This window comes from Achromobacter sp. T5-5, assembly GCF_055397965.1.
In genome coordinates this window covers 4,809,004-4,830,907 of the sequence record NZ_AP027919.1, presented here as the reverse complement: position 1 = coordinate 4,830,907, position 21,904 = coordinate 4,809,004, and the positions used below count along the sequence as shown (strand labels likewise).

General features: G+C 67.2%; 19 protein-coding genes. 13 read left to right on the top strand and 6 right to left on the bottom strand.

Features of this window, described 5'->3' with window-relative positions; all coding sequences use genetic code 11:
• Positions 1–56 precede the first annotated feature (56 nt).
• Positions 57–1,001: a CysB family HTH-type transcriptional regulator gene (locus ACZ50Q_RS21915; protein ID WP_076519404.1), complete on the top strand. Its 945-nt coding sequence runs from the start codon at positions 57–59 to the stop codon at positions 999–1,001.
• A 208-nt stretch (positions 1,002–1,209) separates the two neighbouring features.
• Positions 1,210–1,533 carry a DUF2325 domain-containing protein gene (locus tag ACZ50Q_RS21910; RefSeq protein WP_035212827.1) on the top strand — a complete coding sequence of 108 codons (324 nt, stop codon included), beginning with the start codon at positions 1,210–1,212 and terminating at the stop codon, positions 1,531–1,533.
• Positions 1,534–1,717: 184 nt separating this feature from the next.
• On the opposite strand, the gene ACZ50Q_RS21905 is transcribed toward ACZ50Q_RS21910, so the two are convergent.
• A complete protein-coding gene (locus tag ACZ50Q_RS21905; protein WP_464079542.1) occupies positions 1,718–2,377 on the bottom strand; it encodes a C40 family peptidase in 660 nt (219 codons plus the stop codon).
• Between the two features lie 288 nt (positions 2,378–2,665).
• Here ACZ50Q_RS21905 and ACZ50Q_RS21900 point away from each other — a divergent pair, with 288 nt between their 5' ends.
• The 6 genes from ACZ50Q_RS21900 (at position 2,666) to ltaE (ending at position 10,646) form a co-directional block, all read left to right on the top strand.
• Positions 2,666–4,555 carry a propionate--CoA ligase gene (locus ACZ50Q_RS21900; RefSeq protein WP_076519406.1) on the top strand — a complete coding sequence of 630 codons (1,890 nt, stop codon included), beginning with the start codon at positions 2,666–2,668 and terminating at the stop codon, positions 4,553–4,555.
• Positions 4,552–4,959 carry a heme-binding protein gene (locus ACZ50Q_RS21895; RefSeq protein WP_076519407.1) on the top strand — a complete coding sequence of 136 codons (408 nt, stop codon included), beginning with the start codon at positions 4,552–4,554 and terminating at the stop codon, positions 4,957–4,959. Before ACZ50Q_RS21900 ends, ACZ50Q_RS21895 begins: the two co-directional genes overlap by 4 nt.
• Entirely contained in the window at positions 4,956–6,296 is a 1,341-nt protein-coding gene (locus tag ACZ50Q_RS21890) for an MFS transporter (RefSeq protein ID WP_464079541.1), read from the top strand. The genes ACZ50Q_RS21895 and ACZ50Q_RS21890 overlap by 4 nt, the downstream gene beginning before the upstream one ends.
• A 291-nt stretch (positions 6,297–6,587) precedes the next feature.
• Complete coding sequence (acs, locus tag ACZ50Q_RS21885) at positions 6,588–8,567, top strand: acetate--CoA ligase (RefSeq protein WP_076519409.1); 1,980 nt, start codon at positions 6,588–6,590, stop codon at positions 8,565–8,567.
• A gap of 178 nt (positions 8,568–8,745) precedes the next feature.
• The gene (locus ACZ50Q_RS21880) at positions 8,746–9,594 is read left to right on the top strand and encodes a DMT family transporter (RefSeq protein ID WP_464082029.1); all 849 of its coding nucleotides are present in this window, start codon (positions 8,746–8,748) and stop codon (positions 9,592–9,594) included.
• A 41-nt stretch (positions 9,595–9,635) separates the two neighbouring features.
• Complete coding sequence (gene ltaE / locus ACZ50Q_RS21875) at positions 9,636–10,646, top strand: low-specificity L-threonine aldolase (RefSeq protein WP_464079540.1); 1,011 nt, start codon at positions 9,636–9,638, stop codon at positions 10,644–10,646.
• A gap of 12 nt (positions 10,647–10,658) precedes the next feature.
• Here the strand turns inward: ltaE and aptA are convergent, their stop codons facing one another.
• Together aptA and ACZ50Q_RS21865 are read right to left on the bottom strand one after the other, a co-directional pair.
• Positions 10,659–11,984 carry an omega-aminotransferase AptA gene (gene aptA, locus ACZ50Q_RS21870; RefSeq protein ID WP_464079539.1) on the bottom strand — a complete coding sequence of 442 codons (1,326 nt, stop codon included), beginning with the start codon at positions 11,982–11,984 and terminating at the stop codon, positions 10,659–10,661.
• Between the two features lie 145 nt (positions 11,985–12,129).
• Positions 12,130–13,011: a GntR family transcriptional regulator gene (locus ACZ50Q_RS21865; RefSeq protein ID WP_464079538.1), complete on the bottom strand. Its 882-nt coding sequence runs from the start codon at positions 13,009–13,011 to the stop codon at positions 12,130–12,132.
• Between the two features lie 190 nt (positions 13,012–13,201).
• Between ACZ50Q_RS21865 and ACZ50Q_RS21860 the strand changes: the two genes are divergently transcribed.
• The 5 genes from ACZ50Q_RS21860 to ACZ50Q_RS21840 are packed head-to-tail and all read left to right on the top strand — an operon-like array spanning position 13,202 to position 19,476.
• A complete protein-coding gene (locus ACZ50Q_RS21860) occupies positions 13,202–14,302 on the top strand; it encodes a C45 family autoproteolytic acyltransferase/hydolase (protein WP_464082028.1) in 1,101 nt (366 codons plus the stop codon).
• Positions 14,303–14,325: 23 nt separating this feature from the next.
• Positions 14,326–15,903: an ABC transporter substrate-binding protein gene (locus ACZ50Q_RS21855; RefSeq protein ID WP_464079537.1), complete on the top strand. Its 1,578-nt coding sequence runs from the start codon at positions 14,326–14,328 to the stop codon at positions 15,901–15,903.
• Between the two features lie 6 nt (positions 15,904–15,909).
• Positions 15,910–16,854 carry an ABC transporter permease gene (locus ACZ50Q_RS21850; protein WP_464079536.1) on the top strand — a complete coding sequence of 315 codons (945 nt, stop codon included), beginning with the start codon at positions 15,910–15,912 and terminating at the stop codon, positions 16,852–16,854.
• Positions 16,855–16,861: 7 nt separating this feature from the next.
• The gene (locus ACZ50Q_RS21845) at positions 16,862–17,686 is read left to right on the top strand and encodes an ABC transporter permease (RefSeq protein WP_346515893.1); all 825 of its coding nucleotides are present in this window, start codon (positions 16,862–16,864) and stop codon (positions 17,684–17,686) included.
• Positions 17,683–19,476 (top strand): dipeptide ABC transporter ATP-binding protein, encoded by a 1,794-nt coding sequence (locus ACZ50Q_RS21840; protein ID WP_464079535.1) that lies wholly within the window; start codon positions 17,683–17,685, stop codon positions 19,474–19,476. The genes ACZ50Q_RS21845 and ACZ50Q_RS21840 overlap by 4 nt, the downstream gene beginning before the upstream one ends.
• 7 nt (positions 19,477–19,483) lie before the next feature.
• Here ACZ50Q_RS21840 and ACZ50Q_RS21835 read toward each other — a convergent pair whose 3' ends face one another.
• From ACZ50Q_RS21835 to ACZ50Q_RS21825, 3 genes are all read right to left on the bottom strand, one after another.
• Positions 19,484–19,828 (bottom strand): antibiotic biosynthesis monooxygenase family protein, encoded by a 345-nt coding sequence (locus tag ACZ50Q_RS21835; RefSeq protein WP_464079534.1) that lies wholly within the window; start codon positions 19,826–19,828, stop codon positions 19,484–19,486.
• Positions 19,825–20,976, bottom strand: coding sequence for a cytochrome P450 family protein (locus tag ACZ50Q_RS21830; protein WP_464079533.1), 1,152 nt, complete (start codon positions 20,974–20,976; stop codon positions 19,825–19,827). The genes ACZ50Q_RS21835 and ACZ50Q_RS21830 overlap by 4 nt, the downstream gene beginning before the upstream one ends.
• Before the next feature lie 72 nt (positions 20,977–21,048).
• Complete coding sequence (locus ACZ50Q_RS21825; RefSeq protein ID WP_464079532.1) at positions 21,049–21,900, bottom strand: NAD-dependent epimerase/dehydratase family protein; 852 nt, start codon at positions 21,898–21,900, stop codon at positions 21,049–21,051.
• Between the last annotated feature and the right edge of the window lie 4 nt (positions 21,901–21,904).

The following is a 21,904-nucleotide window of genomic DNA, read 5'->3' as shown; positions in this document are numbered from 1 at the left end:
CATATAGAAAGGCGTTCCTATTACTTATAATTGGCCCGTCTATCAGGGGCCGATTAATGAACCTCCAGCAATTTCGTTTCGTGCGTGAAACCATCCGGCGCGACTTCAACCTGACCGAAGCCGCCCGGATGCTCTATACCTCGCAGCCGGGCGTGTCCAAGGCCATCATCGAATTCGAAGACGAGCTGGGCATCAAGATCTTCGAGCGGCACGGCAAACGCATCAAGGGGCTGACCAAGCCCGGCCTCGCCGTGTCCCAGGTGATCGACCGCATCATGCGCGAGGTCGACAACCTGAAAAAGGTCAGCGACGAATTCGCGCGCCGTGACGAAGGCGGACTGGTCATTGCCTGCACCCACACCCAGGCGCGCTATCTGCTGCCGCGTGTGATCCCCGCGTTCCGCAAGCAATTCCCGAAGGTCCACCTGTCGCTGGCCGAGGGCAGTCCGGCCCAGCTTGCCGAAATGGTGCTGCATGAACAGGCCGATCTGGCGCTGGCGACCGAATCGCTGGCCCTGACGCCGGGCCTGGCCACCTTGCCCGTCTATGCGTGGGAACACACCGTGGTCGTGCGTCCGGACCACCCGCTTGCCGAGCTGACCTCCAGCGCGGCCAAGCGCCTGTCGCTGGCGCAACTGGCCGAATATCCCATCGTCACCTATGACCGCGCTTTCACCGGCCGCAGCACGATCGACGAGATTTTCGCCAACCAGGGCATCCACCCGGACATCGTGCTCGAAGCCATCGATGCCGACGTGATCAAGACCTATGTGGACGTGGGCCTGGGCATCGGCATCATCGCCGGCGTCGCCTACGACCCGCGCCGCGATTCGAATCTGGTCGGTCTGCCGGTGGGGCACCTGTTCGGCACGCACACCACCCGCGTGGGCGTGAAGGCCGGCGTGTTCCTGCGCGACTACGTCTACACCTTCCTGGAGATGCTGGCGCCGTCGCTGACCCGGGCCGTGGTCACCGACGCGGTGCAAGGCGTGCCCAAGTAGGGCGGTCCCGGCTGCCTGCGCCGCCCCATGCGCGACGTCTCGATGACGTCGCGTTTTTTTTGCCCCGGCCCAGCGCAAGAGGCCTGCCGGCTATCCCCTGGCGTCATCTCATAAAAATAATTAAATAAGAACTGATCTCATTTAAGTTGACGAAAAAATAGGAATCATTATCATTACATCCAGGCTCAACGACCCAGTGAGGTACATCATGACGGCAGGACTTAGTGCAGTGGTAGTGGGCGCCGACCGCCTCGGCAATATTCCCGATCTGCTCAAGGGACACAACATTTCGATCACGCACCACATCAGCGGTCGTGATCCCTCGCATCAAAAGAAGACCTTGCAACTGCCCTCGGGCACGCAACTGGTCATCCTGCTGACCGATTTCCTCGGCCACAACGTCATGAAGACCTTCCGCAACGCGGCGCAGCGCGGCGGCATCCGGGTCGTGGCTTGTCGCCGCTCGGTGTGCAGCATGCAGCAAGCCCTGCAGCAGTGCGGCCTTTGCCCGCGCGCCGGCACGGTACATTGACGGAACGCGTCTTGCCGCGCATTCACGAAGAACTGGGGAGGCCGATACGGCCTGCGGCCTGAAACGCCGCGAAGAGAAAAAATAAAAACGCCGCCGGACGGGATCGTCTGGCGGCGTTTTGCATTTTTGGAGGATGGCGCGCCGGGCGCGCTGCGTGCGAAGATGCCGGCGAAGGGCGGGGCGGTCAGTTTGCCGCGCGGGCCGACGCCATCAAGGTGTTGTCCAGGCGGCGGGCGCCGTTGTAGCGTTTGCTCCAGTAGGCCATGGTCATGTTTTCGACACGCACCACGCCGCCGGCGCTGGGGGAATGCACGAAGCGGTCGTCGCCCAGGTAGATGCCTACGTGGGAATAGCGGCGGCCCATCGTGTTGAAGAAGACGAGATCGCCGGCCTTGAGCTCATTTTTGGCGACGGCCACGCCTTGGCGCGCGATTTCCGCGGCATTGCGGGGCAGCTTCAGGCCCAGCCCGCGTTCGGCCGAGTAGGCCACCAGGCCGCTGCAGTCGAAACCGGTGTCGGGGGAACTGCCGCCGAAGCGGTAGCGGATGCCCAGGTGGTTCAGGGCCTCGCTGACCATGGCGTTGTCGCTAGAGACACCGGCAAGGTTGCGTTGGCGTTCACGCTTGAATTTTTGCACCACCAGCATGCCGATCGGGTCATCGGCGGTGGCGACCCATTCCATCTCGTAGGGATCGATCTCGGACGAATGGGCGGTTGACTTTTGGCTATTGCTTGCACAACCGGCCACACCCGCGACGCACGCAACCAACGCGAGCATGCGCAAACCGCGCTTTGCATGGCCAGTGGTTGAATTGAATCGCGCGAGTATGGAGTGTCGATGCATTCGCCTGGGGATGAATCACTGAAGACGGCAACAACCCGCGCATTAGCCGCGGATGGGGCCGAAATGTCAGCAAATTCAACAATTATGTGCAACTTCGCGGGGATTCTACCAAACTTTCAAGGCCGATTCGTGATGTAACGACCCTAAATATCCATGCAGCGTGGACATCTGGAAGAATTTTTTGACTTGCGGCAAGCCTCGTGCAAGGTTTGCCTACCAGAATGACCGAAAAGATTTGACAACAAATCAATCAGCCTTAAGGCGTATGAACAATACCAGGAGACAACCATGCAAAGAACCCGGGATTTCCACTATCGCTCGGTTCATGACCGTGACGCGTTCTGGCGCGAGGAAGCCAGCCGCATCCATTGGGAGACGCCTTTCGAGTCTGTGCTGGATTTCTCCCGGCCGCCATTCGCCAAGTGGTTCGTAGGCGGTCGGACCAATCTTTGCTACAACGCGGTCGACCGCTGGCTGCCCACCCAGGCGGACAGCCCCGCGCTCATCTGGGTGTCCACCGAAGTGGACCGCGAGCAGGTCTACACCCGGCAGGACGTCTACGAAGAAGTGAACGCCGCCGCCGCGATGCTGCGGGAACTCGGGGTAGGGCGCGGCGACCGCGTCCTGCTCTACATGCCGATGGTGCCGGAAGCGGTGTTCACCATGCTGGCCTGCGCGCGCATCGGCGCCGTCCACTCCGTGGTGTTCGGCGGCTTTGCGTCCGTGAATCTTGCGCAGCGCATCGACGACGCCGCGCCCAAGGTGGTGGTCTGCACGGACGGCGGGTCGCGGGCCGGCAAGGTCGTGGCCTACAAGCCGCTTCTGGACCGCGCGCTGAGCCTGGCCAAATCGCCGCCCGCGTCGGTGGTGGTGTTCGACCGCGGCCTGTCGCCGTTCGAGCCGGTGGCGGGACGCGACCTGGACTACGCCACCTTGCGCGAACGTCACCGCGGCGCGCGCGTGCCGGTTGAATGGCTTGAATCGTCCGAGCCCAGCTACATCCTGTACACCTCCGGCACCACGGGCCGGCCCAAGGGCGTGCAGCGCGATACCGGCGGTTATGCGGTGGCGCTGGCCTCGTCCATGGAATACCTGTTCGATGGCCGTCCCGGCGACACCTACTTCTGCACCAGCGACATTGGCTGGGTGGTGGGGCATTCCTACATCGTCTACGGGCCGCTGATCGGCGGGCAGTCAACCATCCTCTACGAGGGCACGCCGGTGCGCCCGGATGGCGCGATCCTCTGGAAACTGGTCGAGCAATACGGCGTGAACACGCTTTTTTCGGCGCCCACGGCCGTGCGCGTCCTCAAGCGCCAGGATCCGGCGCTGCTCAAGCGGCACGACCTGTCCACGCTGCGCGCCGTCTATCTGGCTGGCGAGCCGCTGGACGAGCCGACGGCGCAATGGATTTCGGAAGGGCTGGGCAAGCCCATCATCGACAATTACTGGCAGACGGAATCCGGCTGGCCGATCCTGTCGGCCCAGCCCGGCATCGAAAAGGTGCCCACCCGGTTCGGCAGCCCTTCGTTTCCCGTCTATGGATTCGACGTTCGCATCGTCAGCGAGTCCACCGGCGAAGACCTGGGCCCCGACCAGAAGGGCGTGGTCGCCATCGTGCCCCCGCTGCCGCCCGGCGCGATGTCCACCATCTGGGGCGACGACGAGCGCTTCGTGCAGACCTATTTCACGGCCATCCCGGATCGGCAGGTGTATTCCACCTTCGACTGGGGGCGGGTGGACGCGGACGGCTACTGGTTCATCCTCGGCCGCACGGACGACGTGATCAATGTGGCGGGCCACCGGCTCGGCACGCGCGAAATCGAGGAGTCGGTCAACAGCCACAGTGGAATCGCGGAATGCGCGGTGGTGGGCGTGGCCGATCCGCTCAAGGGGCAGGTCGCCATGGCCTTCGCCGTGCTGAAGAATCCCGCCGGCGCCGATACGCCGGAAGCGGCAAAGCGGCTGGAAGGCGATATCATGCGGCTGGTGGAAGAACAGCTTGGGGCGGTGGCAAGGCCGGCCAGGATCCGGTTCGTGGGCGCCCTGCCCAAGACCCGTTCCGGCAAGGTGCTGCGCCGCGCGATCGTCGCGGTGTGCGAGTCGCGCGATCCCGGCGACCTGACCACCATGGAAGACCCCAACGCCCTCGAACAGATCAAGGAGTCACTGCAATGAAAACCAAACCCGTGCTGAGCGCCGACGACGTCAAAAAGATCCTGGCCGCGGCCGAAGCACACGCCTTGCAGAACAAATGGGCCGTCACCATCGCGGTGACCGACGATGGCGGCCATCTGCTGGGCATGCTGCGCCTGGACGACGCGGCTCCCATCTCGTCGCACATCGCGCCCGCCAAGGCCAAGACGGCCGCGCTGGGCCGCCGCGAGTCGCGCGTCTATGAAGAGCTCATCAACAACGGCCGCTACTCGTTCCTGTCGGCGCCGCTGATCGAAGGCATGCTCGAGGGCGGCGTGCCGGTCGTGGCCGATGGCCAGGTCGTCGGCGCGGTGGGCGTCTCGGGCGTGAAGTCGACCGAGGACGTGCAGATCGCGCAAGCAGGCATCGCCGCGCTGGGCCTATGAGCCAGGCGCTGCCGCCGGAAACGCCGGCCGGCGTTTCCGCGCAGGACTCCCGGGCGGCGGACGACAGTCCGCTGAACCCGGGTGTGACCCGGCGCGAAGTCTGGGCCTGGGCCATGTACGACTTCGCGAATTCCGGCTACACCACCGTGATCCTCACGGCGGTCTTCAGCACCTATTTCGTCGGCGTGGTCGGCGGGCGCGCCCCGTGGGCCACGCTGGCATGGACCGCGGCGCTGTCGCTGTCCTACCTGCTCATCATGCTGACGATGCCCACGCTGGGCGCACGCGCGGATGCGCGGGCCAGCAAGCGCCGGCTGCTCTACACCAGCACGACCGGCTGCGTGGCGGCCACGCTGGTGCTCACACAGGCCGGGCCGGGAGACGTGTGGCTGGCGCTCGCGGCCATCGTCGTGTCGAACTACTGCTATTGCGTGGGCGAGTCCGTGGTCGCGGCCTTTCTGCCCGAGCTCGCCAAGCCGCAGGCGCTGGGGCGCGTTTCGGGTTGGGGCTGGAGCTTCGGCTATTGCGGCGGCATGCTCACGCTGGGCCTGTCGCTCGTCGTGGTGACGCTGGCCGAGGCGCGCGGCGCGACGGCCGAACACTTCGTGCCGTGGGTCATCGTGGTTACCGCGACGGTGTTCGCCCTGGCCGCGTTGCCCTCGTTCTTCCTGCTGCGCGAACGCGCCAAACCGAAGTCCGGCAGTCCGGCCGCGCTGCACATGCTCAGGCGGCTGGCGTTTGCCTGGCGTGAGACCGGCCTGCACTTTCCGGAATTCCGGCGCCTGCTGATGTGCATCGCGTGTTACCAGGCCGGTATCTCCGTCGTCATCACGTTGGCCGCGGTGTATGCGTCGGAAGTCATGGGCTTCACCACGCCGCAGATCATGCTGCTGGTGTTCACGGTGAACATCGGCGCGGCGGCGGGGGCGTTTTCGTTCGGCTACGTGCAGGACCGCATCGGCCACAAGCCGGCGCTGGCCATCACGCTGGTCGGGTGGATCGTGATGGTGCTGGTGGCCTACGCGGCCGTGACGGCGCCGGTGTTCTGGATCGCCGCCGCGCTGGCCGGGTTGTGCATGGGCACCACGCAGAGCGCGGGCCGCGCGATGACCGGGGCGCTTGCCCCCGCGGGCCGGCTGGCCGAGTTCTATTCGCTGTGGACCTTTGCGGTGCAGCTTGCCGCGGTGATCGGCCCGTTGACCTACGGGCTGGTCACCTGGGCCACGCACGGCAATCATCGCCTGGCCATCCTCGTGACGGGGCTGTTCTTCGTCGGAGGACTGGTCCTATTGTCGCGCGTGGACATGCATCGCGGCCTGGCGCGCCGGACCGCCTGAATGCGGTATTCGCCCAGGCTGCGGCGGCTGCTATCCTTATGGGCTGCCTTGCGTCGCGGCTGAACCGACCTGTGGGTCGGCAACGCGGCGGCGCGGCGCAGGCTTGTGCATGCTGCCTGGCGGATGCCTCATGGCGTCTTCCTGCCCTGGTCCGGCGCCGCCGCGACGCGCCACGCCGCGGGCTCCGGCCCGCATTTTGCGTAAGGTGCCCGTAAGAGCGCGGCGATACGGTTGCAGATGGGTAATAAAAAAGCAGCATAAACAACAGAATCACCTATTGGAGACAAGATCATGTCGAACGCTATTCAGTCCGTACTGGTGGAAAACCGCGTGTTTCCGCCGCCCGAGCGCGCCGCGCAGGGCGCCGCGATTCCCAGCATGGACGCCTACAACGCGCTGTGCGCGCAGGTCGAGAACGACTTCGACGGATTCTGGGCGGGGCAGGCGCGCGACAACCTGCAATGGACCAAGCCCTTCACCCAGGTCCTGGACGAATCCGATGCGCCGTTCTACCGCTGGTTCGGCGACGGCGAGCTGAACGTCTCGGCCAACTGCCTGGACGTGCACCTGACCAACGGCAACGCCGACAAGACCGCCATCATCTTCGAATCCGACGATGGCAAGGTCGACAAGGTCACCTACCGCGAACTGCTGGCGCGCGTGTGCCGCTTCGCCAACGGACTGGCCGCGCTGGGCTACAAGAAGGGCGACCGCGCCATCATCTACATGCCCATGTCCATCGAAGCCGTCGTGGCCATGCAGGCCTGCGCGCGCCTGGGCGTGACGCACTCGGTGGTGTTCGGCGGCTTCTCGGCCAAAAGCCTGCAGGAGCGTATCGTCGACGTGGGCGCATCGCTCGTCATCACCGCCGATGAACAGGTGCGCGGCGGCAAGACCATTCCGCTCAAGCCCGCCGTGGAAGAAGCCATCGCCATGGGCGGCTGCGAGGCCGTCACCAAGGTCGTCGTGTACCGCCGCACGGGCGGCAAGGTGCAATGGAACGACAGCCGCGACCTCTGGATGCACGACGTCGAAGCCGGTCAGCCCGACACCTGCGAACCGGTCCCGGTCAACGCCGAGCATCCGCTGTTCATCCTGTACACGTCCGGTTCCACCGGCAAGCCCAAGGGCGTGCAGCACTCGTCCGCGGGCTATCTGCTGTGGGCGCTGCTGACCGTCAAATGGACCTTCGATGCGCGCAAGGACGACGTCTACTGGTGCACGGCCGACGTGGGCTGGGTCACGGGCCACACGTACATCACCTACGGTCCGCTCGCCGCGGGCCTGACGCAGATCGTCTTCGAAGGCGTGCCCACCTACCCGAACGCCGGCCGTTTCTGGGACATGATCGCGCGCCACAAGGTCACCACGTTCTACACGGCGCCCACGGCGATCCGCTCGCTGATCAAGGCGGCCGAGGCCACGCCGCAATCGCATCCGCAGAACTACGACCTGGACTCCCTGCGCATCATCGGCACGGTGGGCGAGCCCATCAATCCCGAAGCCTGGATCTGGTATCACAAGAACGTCGGCCGCGAGCGCTGCCCCATCGTGGACACGTGGTGGCAAACCGAAACCGGCGGGCACATGATCACGCCGCTGCCCGGCGCCACGCCCACCAAGCCGGGCTCGTGCACGCTGCCCCTGCCGGGCATCGCTGCTGCCATCGTCGATGAAACCGGCGGCGACGTCGAAAAGGGCAACGGCGGATTCCTGGTCATCAAGCGCCCGTGGCCCGCCATGATCCGCAACATCTGGGGCGACCCGGAGCGCTTCAAGAAAAGCTATTTCCCGCCGGAACTGCGCGGTTACTACCTGGCGGGCGACGGCGCGCAGCGCGACGCGGACGGCTATTTCTGGATCATGGGCCGCATCGACGACGTCCTGAACGTCTCGGGCCATCGCCTGGGCACGATGGAAGTCGAATCCGCGCTGGTCGCGCACGAAATGGTGGCCGAGGCCGCGGTGGTGGGGCGTCCCGACGACACCACCGGCGAAGCCGTCGTGGCCTTCGTGGTGCTCAAGCGTTCGCGTCCGGAAGGCGAAGAGGCCCAGGCCATTGCCAAGCAGTTGCGCGACTGGGTGGCCCGCGAGATCGGCCCCATCGCCAAGCCCAAGGACATCCGCTTTGGCGACAACCTGCCCAAGACCCGTTCGGGCAAGATCATGCGCCGCCTGCTGCGCGTGGTCGCCAAGGGCGAAGAGATCACGCAGGACGTGTCCACGCTTGAAAATCCCGCCATCCTGGAGCAGCTCTCCAAGCCGCTGTGATCGCAGCCGGCCGGATTCCTCCGGCCGCTGCAGCGCGACAGGCGCATAATGTCTACGCCCGTGCCGGCATGATGCGGCACGGGCGTAGTCTTTCCTGATCCCCGATTCCTGATCCCCGATTTCTTCCTACGGAGCCGCACCCGTGAGCAGCAGTTTCGATCGCGCAGGGCTTGCCCTGATGTTCAGCACCATCCTGGTCTGGGCGGGAAGCTGGATCGCGATGAAGCTGATCGTGCCGTACATCGGGCCATTCGATTTCGTGGCGCTGCGCTACGTGACAGGCAGCCTGGTGCTCTTCCTGCTGGCGTTTGTCACGCATCGGCCGCTGTCGATGCCGCCGTGGAAGCTGACCCTGCTGATCGGCCTGACGCAGACCGCCGGCTTCCAGGGCTTCGTGCAGACGGCGCTGGTGTCGGGCGGGGTGGGCAAGGTGTCGCTCATGGCTTACACCATGCCCTTCTGGGTGGTCCTGTTTGCCTGGTGGCTGCTGGGCGAACGGCCCACCGCCCGGCACGCGGCCGGCATCGCGTTGGCCGCCATTGGCCTCGTCTGTTTCGTCGAGCCCTGGAACGGACTTGGCGACATCCGTACCGTGCTGCTGGGCCTGGGCAGCGGCCTGTGCTGGGGCGTGGGAACGGTGCTGTCCAAGCGCATGTTCGACCGACACGCGCCCGACGTGATGACCTTCACCGCGTGGCAGATGCTGTTCGGCGGCCTGGTCATGGTGCCGGTGGCCTACCTGGTGCCGCAGATGACCGCCCAATGGGGCTGGCAGCTTTGGACCGGCATGACCTACATTGTGCTGATCGCGACCGCGGCGGGCTGGCTGCTGTGGCTGCAGGTCGTGCGCCGGGTGCCCGCATCCATCGCCGGCCTGTCCAGCCTGGGCGTGCCCGTGGTCGCCATGCTGCTGGCGTGGGCGATCCTGTCCGAACGGCCCACGCCCGTCGAGCTGGGCGGCATGGCGCTGATCCTGGCTGGCATCTTTGTCGTGAGCCGCGCAGCGCCTGCGGCGCGCGCCGACTGATCCGGCCGACATCCGACTTTCCCTCTACCTGGAATATTTTCATGATCGATCTGCGTAGCGATACCGTCACCCGGCCCGGCGCCGGCATGTTGCAGGCGATGGCCAGCGCCCCGCTGGGCGACGACGTGATGGGCGACGACCCCACCGTGATCCGCCTGCAGAAGGCGCTGGCCGAACGCACCGGCAAGGCAGCTGGCCTGTTCTTTCCGTCGGGCACGCAGAGCAACCTGGCGGCTCTGATGGCGCATTGCGAACGGGGCGACGAATACCTCGTGGGCCAGCTTGCGCACACCTATAAATACGAAGGCGGCGGGGCGGCGGTGCTGGGCAGTATCCAGCCGCAGCCCATCGAGCATGCGCCGGACGGTTCCCTGCCGCTGGAAAAGCTGGCCGCGGCGCTCAAGCCCGCCGGCGATCCGCACTTTGCGCGCACGCGCCTGCTGGCGCTGGAGAACACCTTCCACGGCAAGCTGATTCCGGCCGCCTACATCCAGGCCGCGACGTCCTGGGCGCGAGAGCAGGGCCTTTCGACGCACCTGGACGGCGCCCGCGTGTTCAATGCGGCAGTGGCCAGCGGCAAGCCCGTGGCGGATTTGTGCCAGCCGTTCGACTCGGTGTCGATCTGCTTTTCGAAGGGCCTGGGCGCGCCGGTGGGATCGGTGCTGGTCGGAAGCGAAGAACTGATCGCGCGCGCCCGCCGCTGGCGCAAGATGCTGGGCGGCGGCCTGCGCCAGTCCGGCGTGCTGGCCGCCGCCTGTCTGTATGCGCTGGAGCACAACGTGGACCGGCTGGCCCAGGACCACGACAACGCGCGGCAATTGGCCGAGGGGCTGCGCGGCATCGCCGGCGTGAAGGTGCTGAGCCAGGACACCAACATGGTCTTTGCGGAGTTCGAGCCGTCGCGCTGCGACGCGCTGACTGCCGCGCTGGCCACGGAAGGCATCCTGATGCGCGCGGTCTACGGCGGTCCGACACGCCTGGTGACGCACCTGGACGTGTCGGCTGCGGATGTGCGGCGGGTGGTGGAGACGGTGGGCCGCCTGCTGGCGTAGGCGGGGGTGTCGTCAGGCGCTGGCGTGCAGCACGTCCGCCAGCACCGAGAACAACTGGTCGATCTGGGCGCGCTCGATGATGAGCGGGGGTGACAGCAGCATCGTGTCGCCCGCCGACCGGATCAGGCAACCGCGCTCCAGGCAGGCGGTATGCACCGCATAGGCGCGCTGGCCGGGCTTGTCCTCCTGTGGCGCCAGTTCGATGGCCGCCAGCAGGCCGATGTTGCGGATGTCGATCACGTTCGGCAGGCCCTTCAGGCTGTGCGCCGCGTCTTCCCAGTAGTTCCACAGTTCGCGGCTGCGCTGGAAAAGGCCGTCGCGTTTGCAGAGTTCCAGTGTTGCCAGGCCTGCGGCGCAGGCCACCGGGTGCCCGGAATAGGTGTATCCGTGAGAGAACTCGATGGCGCTTTCCGGTCCTTGCATGAACGCATCGTAGACGTGCTTCTGCACCAGCGTCGCACCCATCGGGATGGCGCCGTTCGTCAGGCCCTTGGCGCTGGTGATGATGTCCGGCTTGACGCCGAAGTACGACGAGGCAAACGCGCCGTCGATGCGGCCGAAGGCGCAGATCACTTCGTCGAATATCAGCAGGATGCCGTGCGCGTCGCAGATCTGGCGCAGCTTCTGCAGGTAGCCCTTGGGCGGAACGATCACGCCGGTGGACCCGGCCACCGGCTCCACGATGACGGCGGCGATCGTCGACGCGTCATGCAGGGCGACGATGCGCTCCAGGGTGTCGGCCAGATGGGCTCCCCAATCGGGCTGCCCGCGCGTATAGGCCATCTGGTCGCGGTCGTAGGTGTGGGGCAGGTGGTCCACGTAAGGCAGCAGGTTGCCGAAGGGCTTGCGGTGGCCTGCGATGCCGGACACCGACAGGCCGCCGAAGCCCACGCCGTGATAGGAACGTTCGCGTCCGATCAGCCGGACCCGCTGGCCCTGGCCGCGCGCGCGGTGGTAGCCCAGCGCGATCTTCAGCGCAGTGTCCACCGCCTCCGAGCCCGAGTTTGAAAAGAATACGTTGGAAAAGCCTTCAGGCGCCTCCGCGCGCAGGGCGTCCGCCAGTTCGAACGCCAGCGGGTGGCTCATCTGGAACGACGAAGCGTAGTCGAGGTCATGGGCGGTGCGTGAAATGGCCTGCACGATCTCGGGCCGGCGGTGGCCGGCGTTCACGCACCAGAGGCCCGCGATTCCGTCCAGCACGCGGCGGCCGTCGGGGCGGATGTAGTGCATGCCCTCGGCGGCGCTGAACAGCACCGGATCGCGCTTGGCCCGGCGGTTGGCGGTGAAGGGCATCCAATAGGCTTCGGGATTGGCGGAAAGGGGGGAAGGCGAGGGCATGGGACAGATCCTGCTTAGACGTGAGGTTCAGGTCTGTCTATTTTGTATTAAATAAATGATAAATACAATATTGGGAAGTGCGCAGACGCGGCGCGCGCGCACGGCGGCGCTGCCCGTCCGCAGCGGGCGGGCATTTGGCGGGGGATCAGGAAGCCTGCAGCGAAGTCTTCAGGTGGCGGCGCATGAGCTGCGAGGCCCATTCCTGGTCGCCGGCCTCCAGGGCTTCGATGATCTGCAGGTGTTCGGTGCTGGAGTTGACGAAGCGGGCGTCGCGGTAGAAGGCCGCATGCTCTTCCAGACGGCGCAGCTGGTTCTGCTGCTGCACGGCCTGCAGGATGTAGCGGTTGCCCGAGAAGCGCGCCAGCATCTCGTGGAATGAGGCATTCAGCGCGAAGAACTCCGTGGCGGAGATCGCGGCGTCGTCGCGCTGGACAAGCGCCTCGTGTGCGGCGCGCATGCGCGCCAGCGCTGGCTTGTCCAGCCGGAAGGTGGGTTCGAGCAGGCCCGCGCATTCGATGGTCATGCGGAACCGGTAGCTCTCCGCAAGCGCCTCGGCGCTTTCAAGCGAGGGGGCGAACTGCCAGCCGTGGCCCTTGCGCTTTTCGATCAGGCCGTCGGCGGACAGCTGCAGCAGGGTCTTGGCCAGCAGGCTGCGGGGCGCCTCATAGCGCTGCAGCAGGTCGCGTTCGGTGAAGGTTTCGGGCAGGCCGCGCGAGGCGCGGTCGTCGATGAGCCGCCGGTAGAGCTCGTCGAGCGTGGGGCCGGCGCCTTCGATGGGGGAGGCCGCGGCGGCCGCGTTGTCCGCCACGGTGTAGCCGCTGTTGGGGCGGTGCGAGATCAGCCCCTGCGCCGCAAGCAGGCGCAAGGCGCCGCGCACGGGGGTGCGCGAGACGTCGTAGTCCGCGCCCAGCGCCTCTTCGGAGAGGTGGTCGCCCGGCGCGTAACGCCCCGCCGCGATGTCCTGCGCGATATGGCGCGCCAGGTCGACCTGCAGCGGGGTGGGGCGGGCGGAAGCGGCGGCGGGCATCGGGCGTCGGAATGGCGGATTGGGGCGGCGGAGTCGGAATGGTACCGGAGAGCCCGGGGTTCGCGGTGCGGGCGCGGCGGGCTGCGGCGATATCCTGGGCAAACCCTAGTATTGAACTTTTATATATATTAGTACAAAATCTGCCGGACTTTATGCCATCGCTTGAATCTGGAGCATTGCCAGCGTGACTATGCCTACCCCCTTTCCCCTGGTCGACGTACAGGGCAGCCCTTACGAACGCGGTCGCCAGCATGGCGCCGCCGTGCCCGAACGCGTCGCGCGCAGTGTCGCGCTGTACCGCGGCCAACTGGAACGCCGCGGCGTGGGCGCCGCCCGGCTCAAGGAGCTGGCCGCCGCCATGGTGCCGGTGGTGGGCGACTACGACGCCGCCTACCTTGAAGAGTTGCGCGGCATCGCCGACGGCGCCGGCCAGGCGCTGGAAGACGTGGTGGTGATCAACTGCCGCACCGAGATGATGTTCGGCCACGCCGAACTGGGCCGCGCCCGCAAGGGCCTGGACGATGGCTGCACCGGCCTGGTCGTGCTGCCCGAGGCCGCCGCCGGCGGCAAGCTGATGCACGCCCACAACTGGGACTGGCGCGAAGAATGCGTGGATACCGGCATCGTGCTGCGCATGCGTCGCGAAGACGGTCCGGACCTGCTGGTGTTCACCGAGGCGGGCAGCCTGGCGCGCCACGGCTTCAACAGCGCCGGCGTGTCCCTGTCCGGCAATTTCCTGTCCTGCGAGCAGGACTATCAGCGTCCCGCCGAGGTCCCGCTGGTGCTGGTGCGCCGCAAGATGCTGGAATCCACCAACATCTGCAATGCTATGAAGGTGCTCTGGGCGTCGCGCCGCTTCTGCTCCAACAACCTGATGCTGGCGCAGGCCCAGGGCGAAGCCGTCGACCTGGAATGCGCGCCCGACGAGATCTTCTGGATCACGCCCGAAAACGGCCTGCTGGTGCACGCCAACCACTGGATCAGTCCGCCCGCGCGCGCCAAGCTGTTCGACAAGGGCCTGGCAGCCAATCCGGATTCCATCTACCGCCAGCGCCGCGTTCAGGACATGCTGGCGCGCGCGGGCGGCAGCGTCGACTGGGGCACGGTCAAGCGCATTCTTGCCGATGACTTCGCCGCGCCCGATGGCGTGCTGCGTTCGCCCAAGCCGGCCAGCTTCGACAGCATTTCCGCTACCGTGGCGACGACCCTGATGGAGCCCGAAAGCGGGGTGATGTGGATCGCGCGCAAGCCCTATGAAGGGCGCAACTTCGCCGAGTACCGGCTGTTCTGATCCGATTCCAGGGGGAAACTTCCATGACCGAGCAATCCTTGCGCGCCAAGCGCGCGCTGATGTTATCCGCCGCCCTGGCCGGCGCCTTCACGGGCCTGCCAGGGCTGACCCAAACCCAGGCCCAGGCCGCGCTGCCCGAGATCCGCTATGCGGAAGGCTCGGGCACGCCCACGTCGCTGCCCGGCGGCCGTTCGCGCAACACCTCCACCGACAACGTGCTGGCGCACGTGGTCGAGGCCCTGGTCGCGCTGCGCGCCGACATGAGCGTCGCGCCCATGCTGGCCGACAGCTGGGCGCTGTCGGACGACAAGCGCACCTACACCTTCAAATTGCGCCAGGGCGTGACCTTCCACGATGGATCGCCGATGACATCGGCCGACGTCAAATGGAGCTACGACTACCTGACGGGCGCCAAGTCGGAATATTCGTGCAAGAACCTGTATGACGGCAGCAAGGGCGCCAAGGTCGTTGGCGTCGAAACGCCCGACCCGGCCACTGTCGTGTTCAAGCTGGATCAGCCCTATGCGCTGTTCCTGGACCAGATGGCCAGCGTGCAGTGCCCGATGCCGGTGCTCAGCCCGAAAAGCGTGGACGCGGACGGCAACTGGGTCAAGCCGGTCGGCACCGGCCCGTATGTGCTGGCGGAATGGAAGAAGGAACAGCATGTGCTGCTGACGCCGTATGCGGGCTATGCGCCGCGCACCGAGGCGGCCAGCGGCATGGCGGGCAAGAAGGCCGCCCTGGCGAACGTGCGCTTCGTAGTGATTCCCGATGCCGCGGCGCAGAAGGCCGCGCTGATGGCCGGACAGGTCGACGCCTATAACGCCGACGAAGACAACCTGCCCGCCAAGGACCCGCGCTGGAACATCGTGACCGAGCAGGGGCTGGACACCGTCAACCTGCTCATGCAGACGCGTTCGCCCCTTCTGTCGGACGTGAACATGCGCCGCGCCATCGCGCTGGCGCTGGATTTTCCCGCCATCGCCAAGGCGCTGAACAATGGTCAGGCGGCCTACAACCCGTCCCTGGTGCCGGCGGCCAGCGCCTATTACTCGGACGCGGACCGCGCGGGCTATGAAAAGAACCTGAAGGAGGTCAAGCGCCTGCTCGAGGCCGCCAACTATCGCGGCGAAACGCTGAAGCTGCAGGCCAACAAGCGCTATCCGTACCTGTACCGCGTGGCGGTCGTCACGCAGCAGCTCCTGAACAAGGCCGGCATCAAGACCGAACTCGACATGCTGGAATGGGGCACGCAGGTGACCAATTTCCGCGAGGGCAAGTTCCAGCTCATGGCCTTCGCCTATTCCGCGCGCACCGAACCCGCGCTGATGTTCCGCGACGTGGTCGGCGACAAGTCCAAGGCCCCGATGGCGCAATGGGAAAGCCCGGAAGCGTCCGCCATTCTCGAATCCATCGAAGCCGAGTCCGACCCGGCCGCGCGCAAGCAGGCGTTCGACAAGCTGCACGCGCTGATGCTGCGCGACACGCCGCTGCTGATGTACTACAACAAGCCCGGCTATGTGGTGGTGTCGAGCCAGCTGCACGGATTCACCGGCTGGCCGCTGCGCAAGCCGCGCTTCTTCAACGTCACCAAGAACTGAGGCGCCGTGCTGGGCTATCTACTCAAGCGCACCGCGGCGGCGGTGCCCACCGTCATCGTCGTAACGGTGCTGGTCTTCGCGATGATTCGCGCCATTCCCGGAGACCCGGCATCGCTGATGCTGGGCGACATCGACAACCCCGCGCTGCTGGCCGAGATGCGCCATGCGCTGGGTCTGGACCGTCCGGTGGGCGAGCAGTTCATCATCTGGGTCGGTCATGCGCTGCAGGGCGACCTGGGCATGTCCATCGCCCGGCGCGAGCCGGTCACGCATCTGGTGCTGACGCATTTCGCGGTCACGGCGCAGGTCGTGCTGACGGCCACGCTGCTGGCCTGCCTGGTTGCCGTTCCTGCGGGCATGGTCGCCGCGTGGCGCCAGAACCGGAGCGCCGATACGGCCATCGTGTCGACGTCCATCCTGTTCGTCTCCATGCCCAGTTTCTGGGTGGGCATCCTGCTGATCTGGCTGTTCGGCGTGAAGCTGAACTGGCTGCCCGTCTATGGATTCGAGTCGGTCCTGCAGGGTGGCCTGGGCGCGGCGAAGTACCTGGTGCTGCCGGTGTTCGCCATCGTGCTGACCGAGATCGCGGCGATCACCCGCATGATGCGAGCCAGCACCATCGAGACGCTGCGGCTGGAGTACGTGGCGCACGCCCGGGCGAAAGGACTGCCTGAAAAACGGGTGATGCTGCGCCACGTGCTGCCGAATTCCTTCGGCCCCACGCTGACCGTGATCGGCCTGATGCTGGGCCATCTGCTGTCGGGCGCGGCCGTGATCGAAACCGTTTTCACGCTGCCCGGCATCGGACGGCTGCTCGTCGAAAGCATCTATGCGCGGGACTATCCGGTGGTGCAGGGCTGCCTGCTGTTCATCGCGCTCTTGTACGTGGCGGTCAATCTGGTGGTGGATCTGTTGTATCCGCTGTTCGATCCGCGCGTGAAGCTTCAATAGGATCATCATGTCGGGTTTCAAGCATACCAATGCCGTCCTGGGCGGCTTTCTGGTCGGCGCCGTGGTGCTGCTGGCGCTGGTGGGGCTGGTCTACACGCCTCACGATCCGCTGGAGGGCGACCTGCTGGCTCGCTTTTCGCCGCCTTCGGCCGAATACTGGCTGGGCACGGACGAGTTCGGCCGCGACGTGTTGTCCCGCCTGATGGCCGGGGCGGGCGTCAGCGTGGCGGTCAGCGTGTTCTCGGTGCTGCTGGCGCTGGTTTTGGGTACGACCATCGGCGTGACGGCGGGCTACGCCGGCGGCTGGGTGGATCGCGGCATTTCGGTGCTGGTCGAATCCATGATGGCGTTTCCGGGCCTGCTGCTGGCGCTGGGCATCATGACCGTGCTGGGGCCGTCGAAGTGGGGCGTGGTGCTGGCGCTCGGCCTGGCCTACTCGCCGTCCGTGTCGCGCATCGCGCGTGGCGCGGCGCTGTCCCTGCGTCAGCGCGACTTCGTCATCGCCTCGCGCGCGACCGGCCACGGCGGCCTGTGGACGGTGTTCCGCCACGTGCTGCCCAATTGCGTGGCGCCGCTCCTGATCTTCGCCACGTCGATCTTCGGCTCGGCGCTGCTTGCCGAAAGCGCGCTGAGCTTCCTGGGCCTGGGCGTGCCGCCGCCCCTGGCGACCTGGGGCGGCATGCTGTCCGAAAGCCGCAACGCCATGGACCAGGCCATCTGGCTGGCCGTGTTTCCCGGCGCGATGATTTCGCTGAGCCTGCTGGGCATCAACCTGCTGGGCGACGCGGTGCGCGACCGGCTTGATCCGCGCATGCGGGGAGTGATGGCATGAGCGCGCGCGAACCTTTGTTGTCAGTGCGCGACCTGGAGATCCGCTTTCCGGGCAAAGACGATGCGGCGCCCGTTGTGAACCGCGTGTCGTTCGACCTGCACGCCGGCGAGTCGCTGTCCATCGTCGGCGAATCCGGCAGCGGCAAGACCCTGATCGGAAAGGCGCTGCTGGGCCTGCTGCCCGACGCCGCCCGCATCACGGGCGGCAGGGCTTTCTTTGACGGCGGCAATCTGCTGGGGCAGAGCGCCAGCGAATGGCTGGCCGTGCGCGGCACCGGTATCGGCATGGTGTTTCAGGAGCCCATGGTGTCGCTCAATCCGGCCTTCCGGGTGGGCGAGCAACTGATCGAAGCGCTGGTGCTGCGCCGGGGCATGGCGCGCCGAGCCGCCTGGGATGCGGCCGTCCAGATGCTCGAGCGCGTGCGGGTGCGCGATGCGCGCGATTGCATGACGCGCTATCCGCACGAGTTCTCGGGCGGCATGCGGCAGCGGATCCTGCTTGCTGGAGTGATGCTGCTCAAGCCCCGGCTGCTGATCGCCGACGAACCGACGACGGCGCTGGACTGCGTAGTGCAAAAGGAAGTGCTGGACCTGATGTGCGAACTGACCCGCGAGCAGGGCACGGCGTTGATCTTCATTAGCCACAACCTGGCGCTGGTGGCGGCCTACACGCAGCGAGTGCTGGTGATGTGCCGGGGCCGCGCCGTGGAAACCGGCGAGGTGGCGCAGGTGCTGTCGCGTCCCGCCGATCCCTACACTCTCAGCCTGCTGGATGCGTTGCCCAAGCGCGGCGAGGCGCGCGCGCCGGTTGTCCGGCCGCCGATCCTGCAGGTGAACAAGCTGGCGATCGACTACGCGGTGCGCGCGGGATGGCGCGGCAAGCGCGCCGTCAGGGCGGTGCACCACGCCAGCTTTGCAGTCGCGCCCGGCGAGACCCTGGCGATCGTGGGCGAGTCCGGCAGCGGCAAGACGACCGTGATGATGTCCATCCTGGGCCTCGTGCCGCAGGCGCAGGGCAGCATCGCACTGGACGGGCAGGCCCTGCCGCCGGGCGGGGCCGGCGCCGCCTGGCGTTCCGCGCGGCGGCGCGTCCAGATGGTGTTCCAGGACCCGTATTCGTCGCTGGACCCGCGCATGAACATCGGCGCGCTGGTGGGCGAAGGACTGCGGCTCGAGGCGGGCATGACGACGGCGGAACGGGACAGGCGCGTGGCCGAGGCGCTGCGCGACGTGGGCCTGGGCGACGGCTATGCCGGGCGCTATGCGCACGAACTCTCGGGCGGGCAGCGCCAGCGCGTGGCGATCGCGCGGGCGCTGGTCATGCGCCCCGAGGTCATCATCGCGGATGAGCCGGTGTCCGCGCTGGACGTCACGGTGCAGAAGCAGGTGCTGGAGACGCTGATGTCGCTGCAGCGTTCGCACGGGTTCGCGTGCCTGCTGATTTCGCACGACCTCGGTGTGGTCGAGCAGATCGCGGATCGCGTGGTGGTCATGCTGCGCGGCCATATCGTCGAACAGGGAACGCGCGACGACGTGTTCGATCATCCGGCGCATCCGTATACGCGCCGGCTGCTGCAGGCGGTGCCCGAGCTGCGCGGGAGCGCCGCCGAGGGCTTCCGGGTGGAACTGCGCGACCTGCCCGCCGGCCAGGAACGGGACGATTCGGCGTACTTCGATCCCTCATCCGACGCGGCGGCCGCGCCCCGGATGGCGGCCGTGGCTGCGTCCGGCCAGTCCCACCGGGTGGCGCTCGCGGCGGGCGAAGCGATGGCCGAGACCATCGCGGCCTGAGCCGCCGTCAGCCGTGATGGGCGCGGCTGTCGGCGGGTGCCTGGTCGCGTTCGTTCATGCCGTAGTCGCGCAACACCTGCGCGACGCGCAGGCGGTAGTTCTGGAACACGCCGCCGCGGCCGGCCTCCTGCGCACGGCGGTGCGATTCCAGCGAACGCCAGCGCAGCACCGCCGCCTCATCGCGCCAGAACGATAGCGACAGCAGCTTGCCGGGCGCGGACAGGCTCTGGAAGCGTTCGACGGAAATGAAGCCGTCGATGGTGCGCAATTCGTCGATCAGGCTGGCAGCGATGTCCAGATAAGGGGCGGGGTCGCCATGGGCGGGCTCGACCTCGAAAATCACGGCGATCATGGATGGGTCTCCTCTTGAAAATCGAACTGGGGGATGCGCGCGTTGGGCAAGGGGCGATAGCGGAATCGCGCCGCCAGCGCGGCCGCATCCACGCCCGCGCCCAGCACGTGCAGGAGCGCGTCGGCGGCATGGTTTCTGGCCGGCACTGCGCCCGGGCAGGCATGGCGCTGCGCGCCGAAGATCCAGCCCGCGTCCGGTTCGGCCATGGCCGCGGCCGCGAGCACGAGCAGGGCGGTCTGGCCGGCCTCGATGCGCTGCCCGTCGATCTCGACGGGCTCGGCCATGAAACGCCGGGTGTTGTGCAGGGGCGGATCGCGGCGTAACACCTCGTCGATCAGGGCAAGGGCGTGCCTGCGGGTGGCCGGGGCTTGCGGGCCGCGGCGTCCCGCCATGACGAGCGCGTTGCCCAGCAGCCCCGCGCCCGCCTCGCAGGATTGGAACAGCAGGCCGGCGAGGTTGGCGGCCACCATGCCAGGCGCGATGCCGGCGTGCGCCGCGTCTGCGCCCAGCTTGCGCAGCGCGGGCGAGGCCAGCGGTCCGGACAAGTGGGCTTCCAGGCGAGCCTGCAGGCGCGCGGCGGCGGCCTGGCCGGCGACGATGCGTGCCGCGTCCGCTTCCGCACGGGTACCTGCATTTGTATTGGCTTTGGCACTGGCGTGCACCGCGCCCAGGAACATGACGATGTCGTGCGCGCAATCGGCATGCAGGGACGGCGCAAGGCCGAGCAAGGCGGCCTGCGCGTGGACAGGCGCGGCATACAGGTAGCGGTCGATGCCGGCGGCATCGCGCGGCGCGGCGGGTAGCCACGCAGGCGGGGCGTGCTCATCCTCGCCTTGTCGTTGCTGCTGCTGGATGAATGCCGCCAGCAACACCTTCAATCGCGCATGCGCCGCGCTGTCGTTCATGCGGACGAATCGGCCGAACAGATCTGCCGCCGGCCCTGGGCACAAACCGCGCGGCACCGGCTCCGCCAGGGGGCGCACGCGGGCGGCGGGGTGCCGCAGAATGGCGGTGATGCTATCGGGATGCGCCGCGACCCACAGGTCCAGCGCCCCGTCCCGATAGAGCGGCCGGTCGCGCGCCAGCGCGACGTAGTAGGGATAGGGGTCGGGGTGGGTGACGGCGTCCAGGGGATGGGCGGGGGGCATGGCAATGGCCGGCAGTGAAGATGGCCGTCAGTATCTGCCAGCGCCGCCCACAACGATTCGGCGCCGGGCGAACTATGCCTGCGCCGCGCCGCCTTCGGCCAGCAGGGCGGCGTAGCCCAGGCGGGAATCGGGCCACTGCAGCGTCAGGCCGCTGGCGCGCAGGCGGGCGTTGCTGAGCTTCTTGCTGCCGACGTTGGCGGGCGCCAGCGCCACGCGCGGCGCGGGGGCGCCGATCATTCTGGCCAGTTCCGCATACAGGACGTGCAGGGGCAGGGGCGTGTCGTCGCAGCCGATATACACCGGCGCAACGTCAGGCAGCAGCGCCAGATGGACCACCGCGGCGGCCGCGTCGTCGATGTGGATGCGGTTGGCCCAATGTTCAGGCTGCACGGGCGCGCCCGCCGCGCCGCTGCGCAAACGCTCGATGAGCTGCAGGCGTCCGGGTCCATACAGGCCCGCAAGGCGCAGGGCCGTGGACGAGACGGGCTGCGCCGCCAGCGCGGCCTCGGCCTCGAGCAGCACGCGGCCATTGAACCCCTGGGGCGCGGGCGGGGTGTCTTCGTCCACCCAGGCGCCATGATGCTCGCCGTATACCGCGCTGGAGGACACGAAGACGATGCGGGCCAGACGGGACGCATCCAGCGCCTTGAGCACATTGGCCAGGCCATCGACGAAGACGCCGCGGTAGGCCTGCGGATCGCGCGCGCCGGGCGAGGGCAGGTGGATCAGCCGGGTCACGCCTTGCGGCAGGGCCGTCAGCGTGTCGGGACGGGTGATGTCGCCCTGCAGCCATCGAATGCCGCTGGTGTCCCCGGCGGGCGGATGGCGGCGCAGGGCGTGGACCTCGGCGCCGCGCGCCAGCAAGCGCCGCGCCGCGCGCAGGCCCAGGTCGCCGCAGCCGGTGAGAAGTACGCGTTCGCTCATGGTG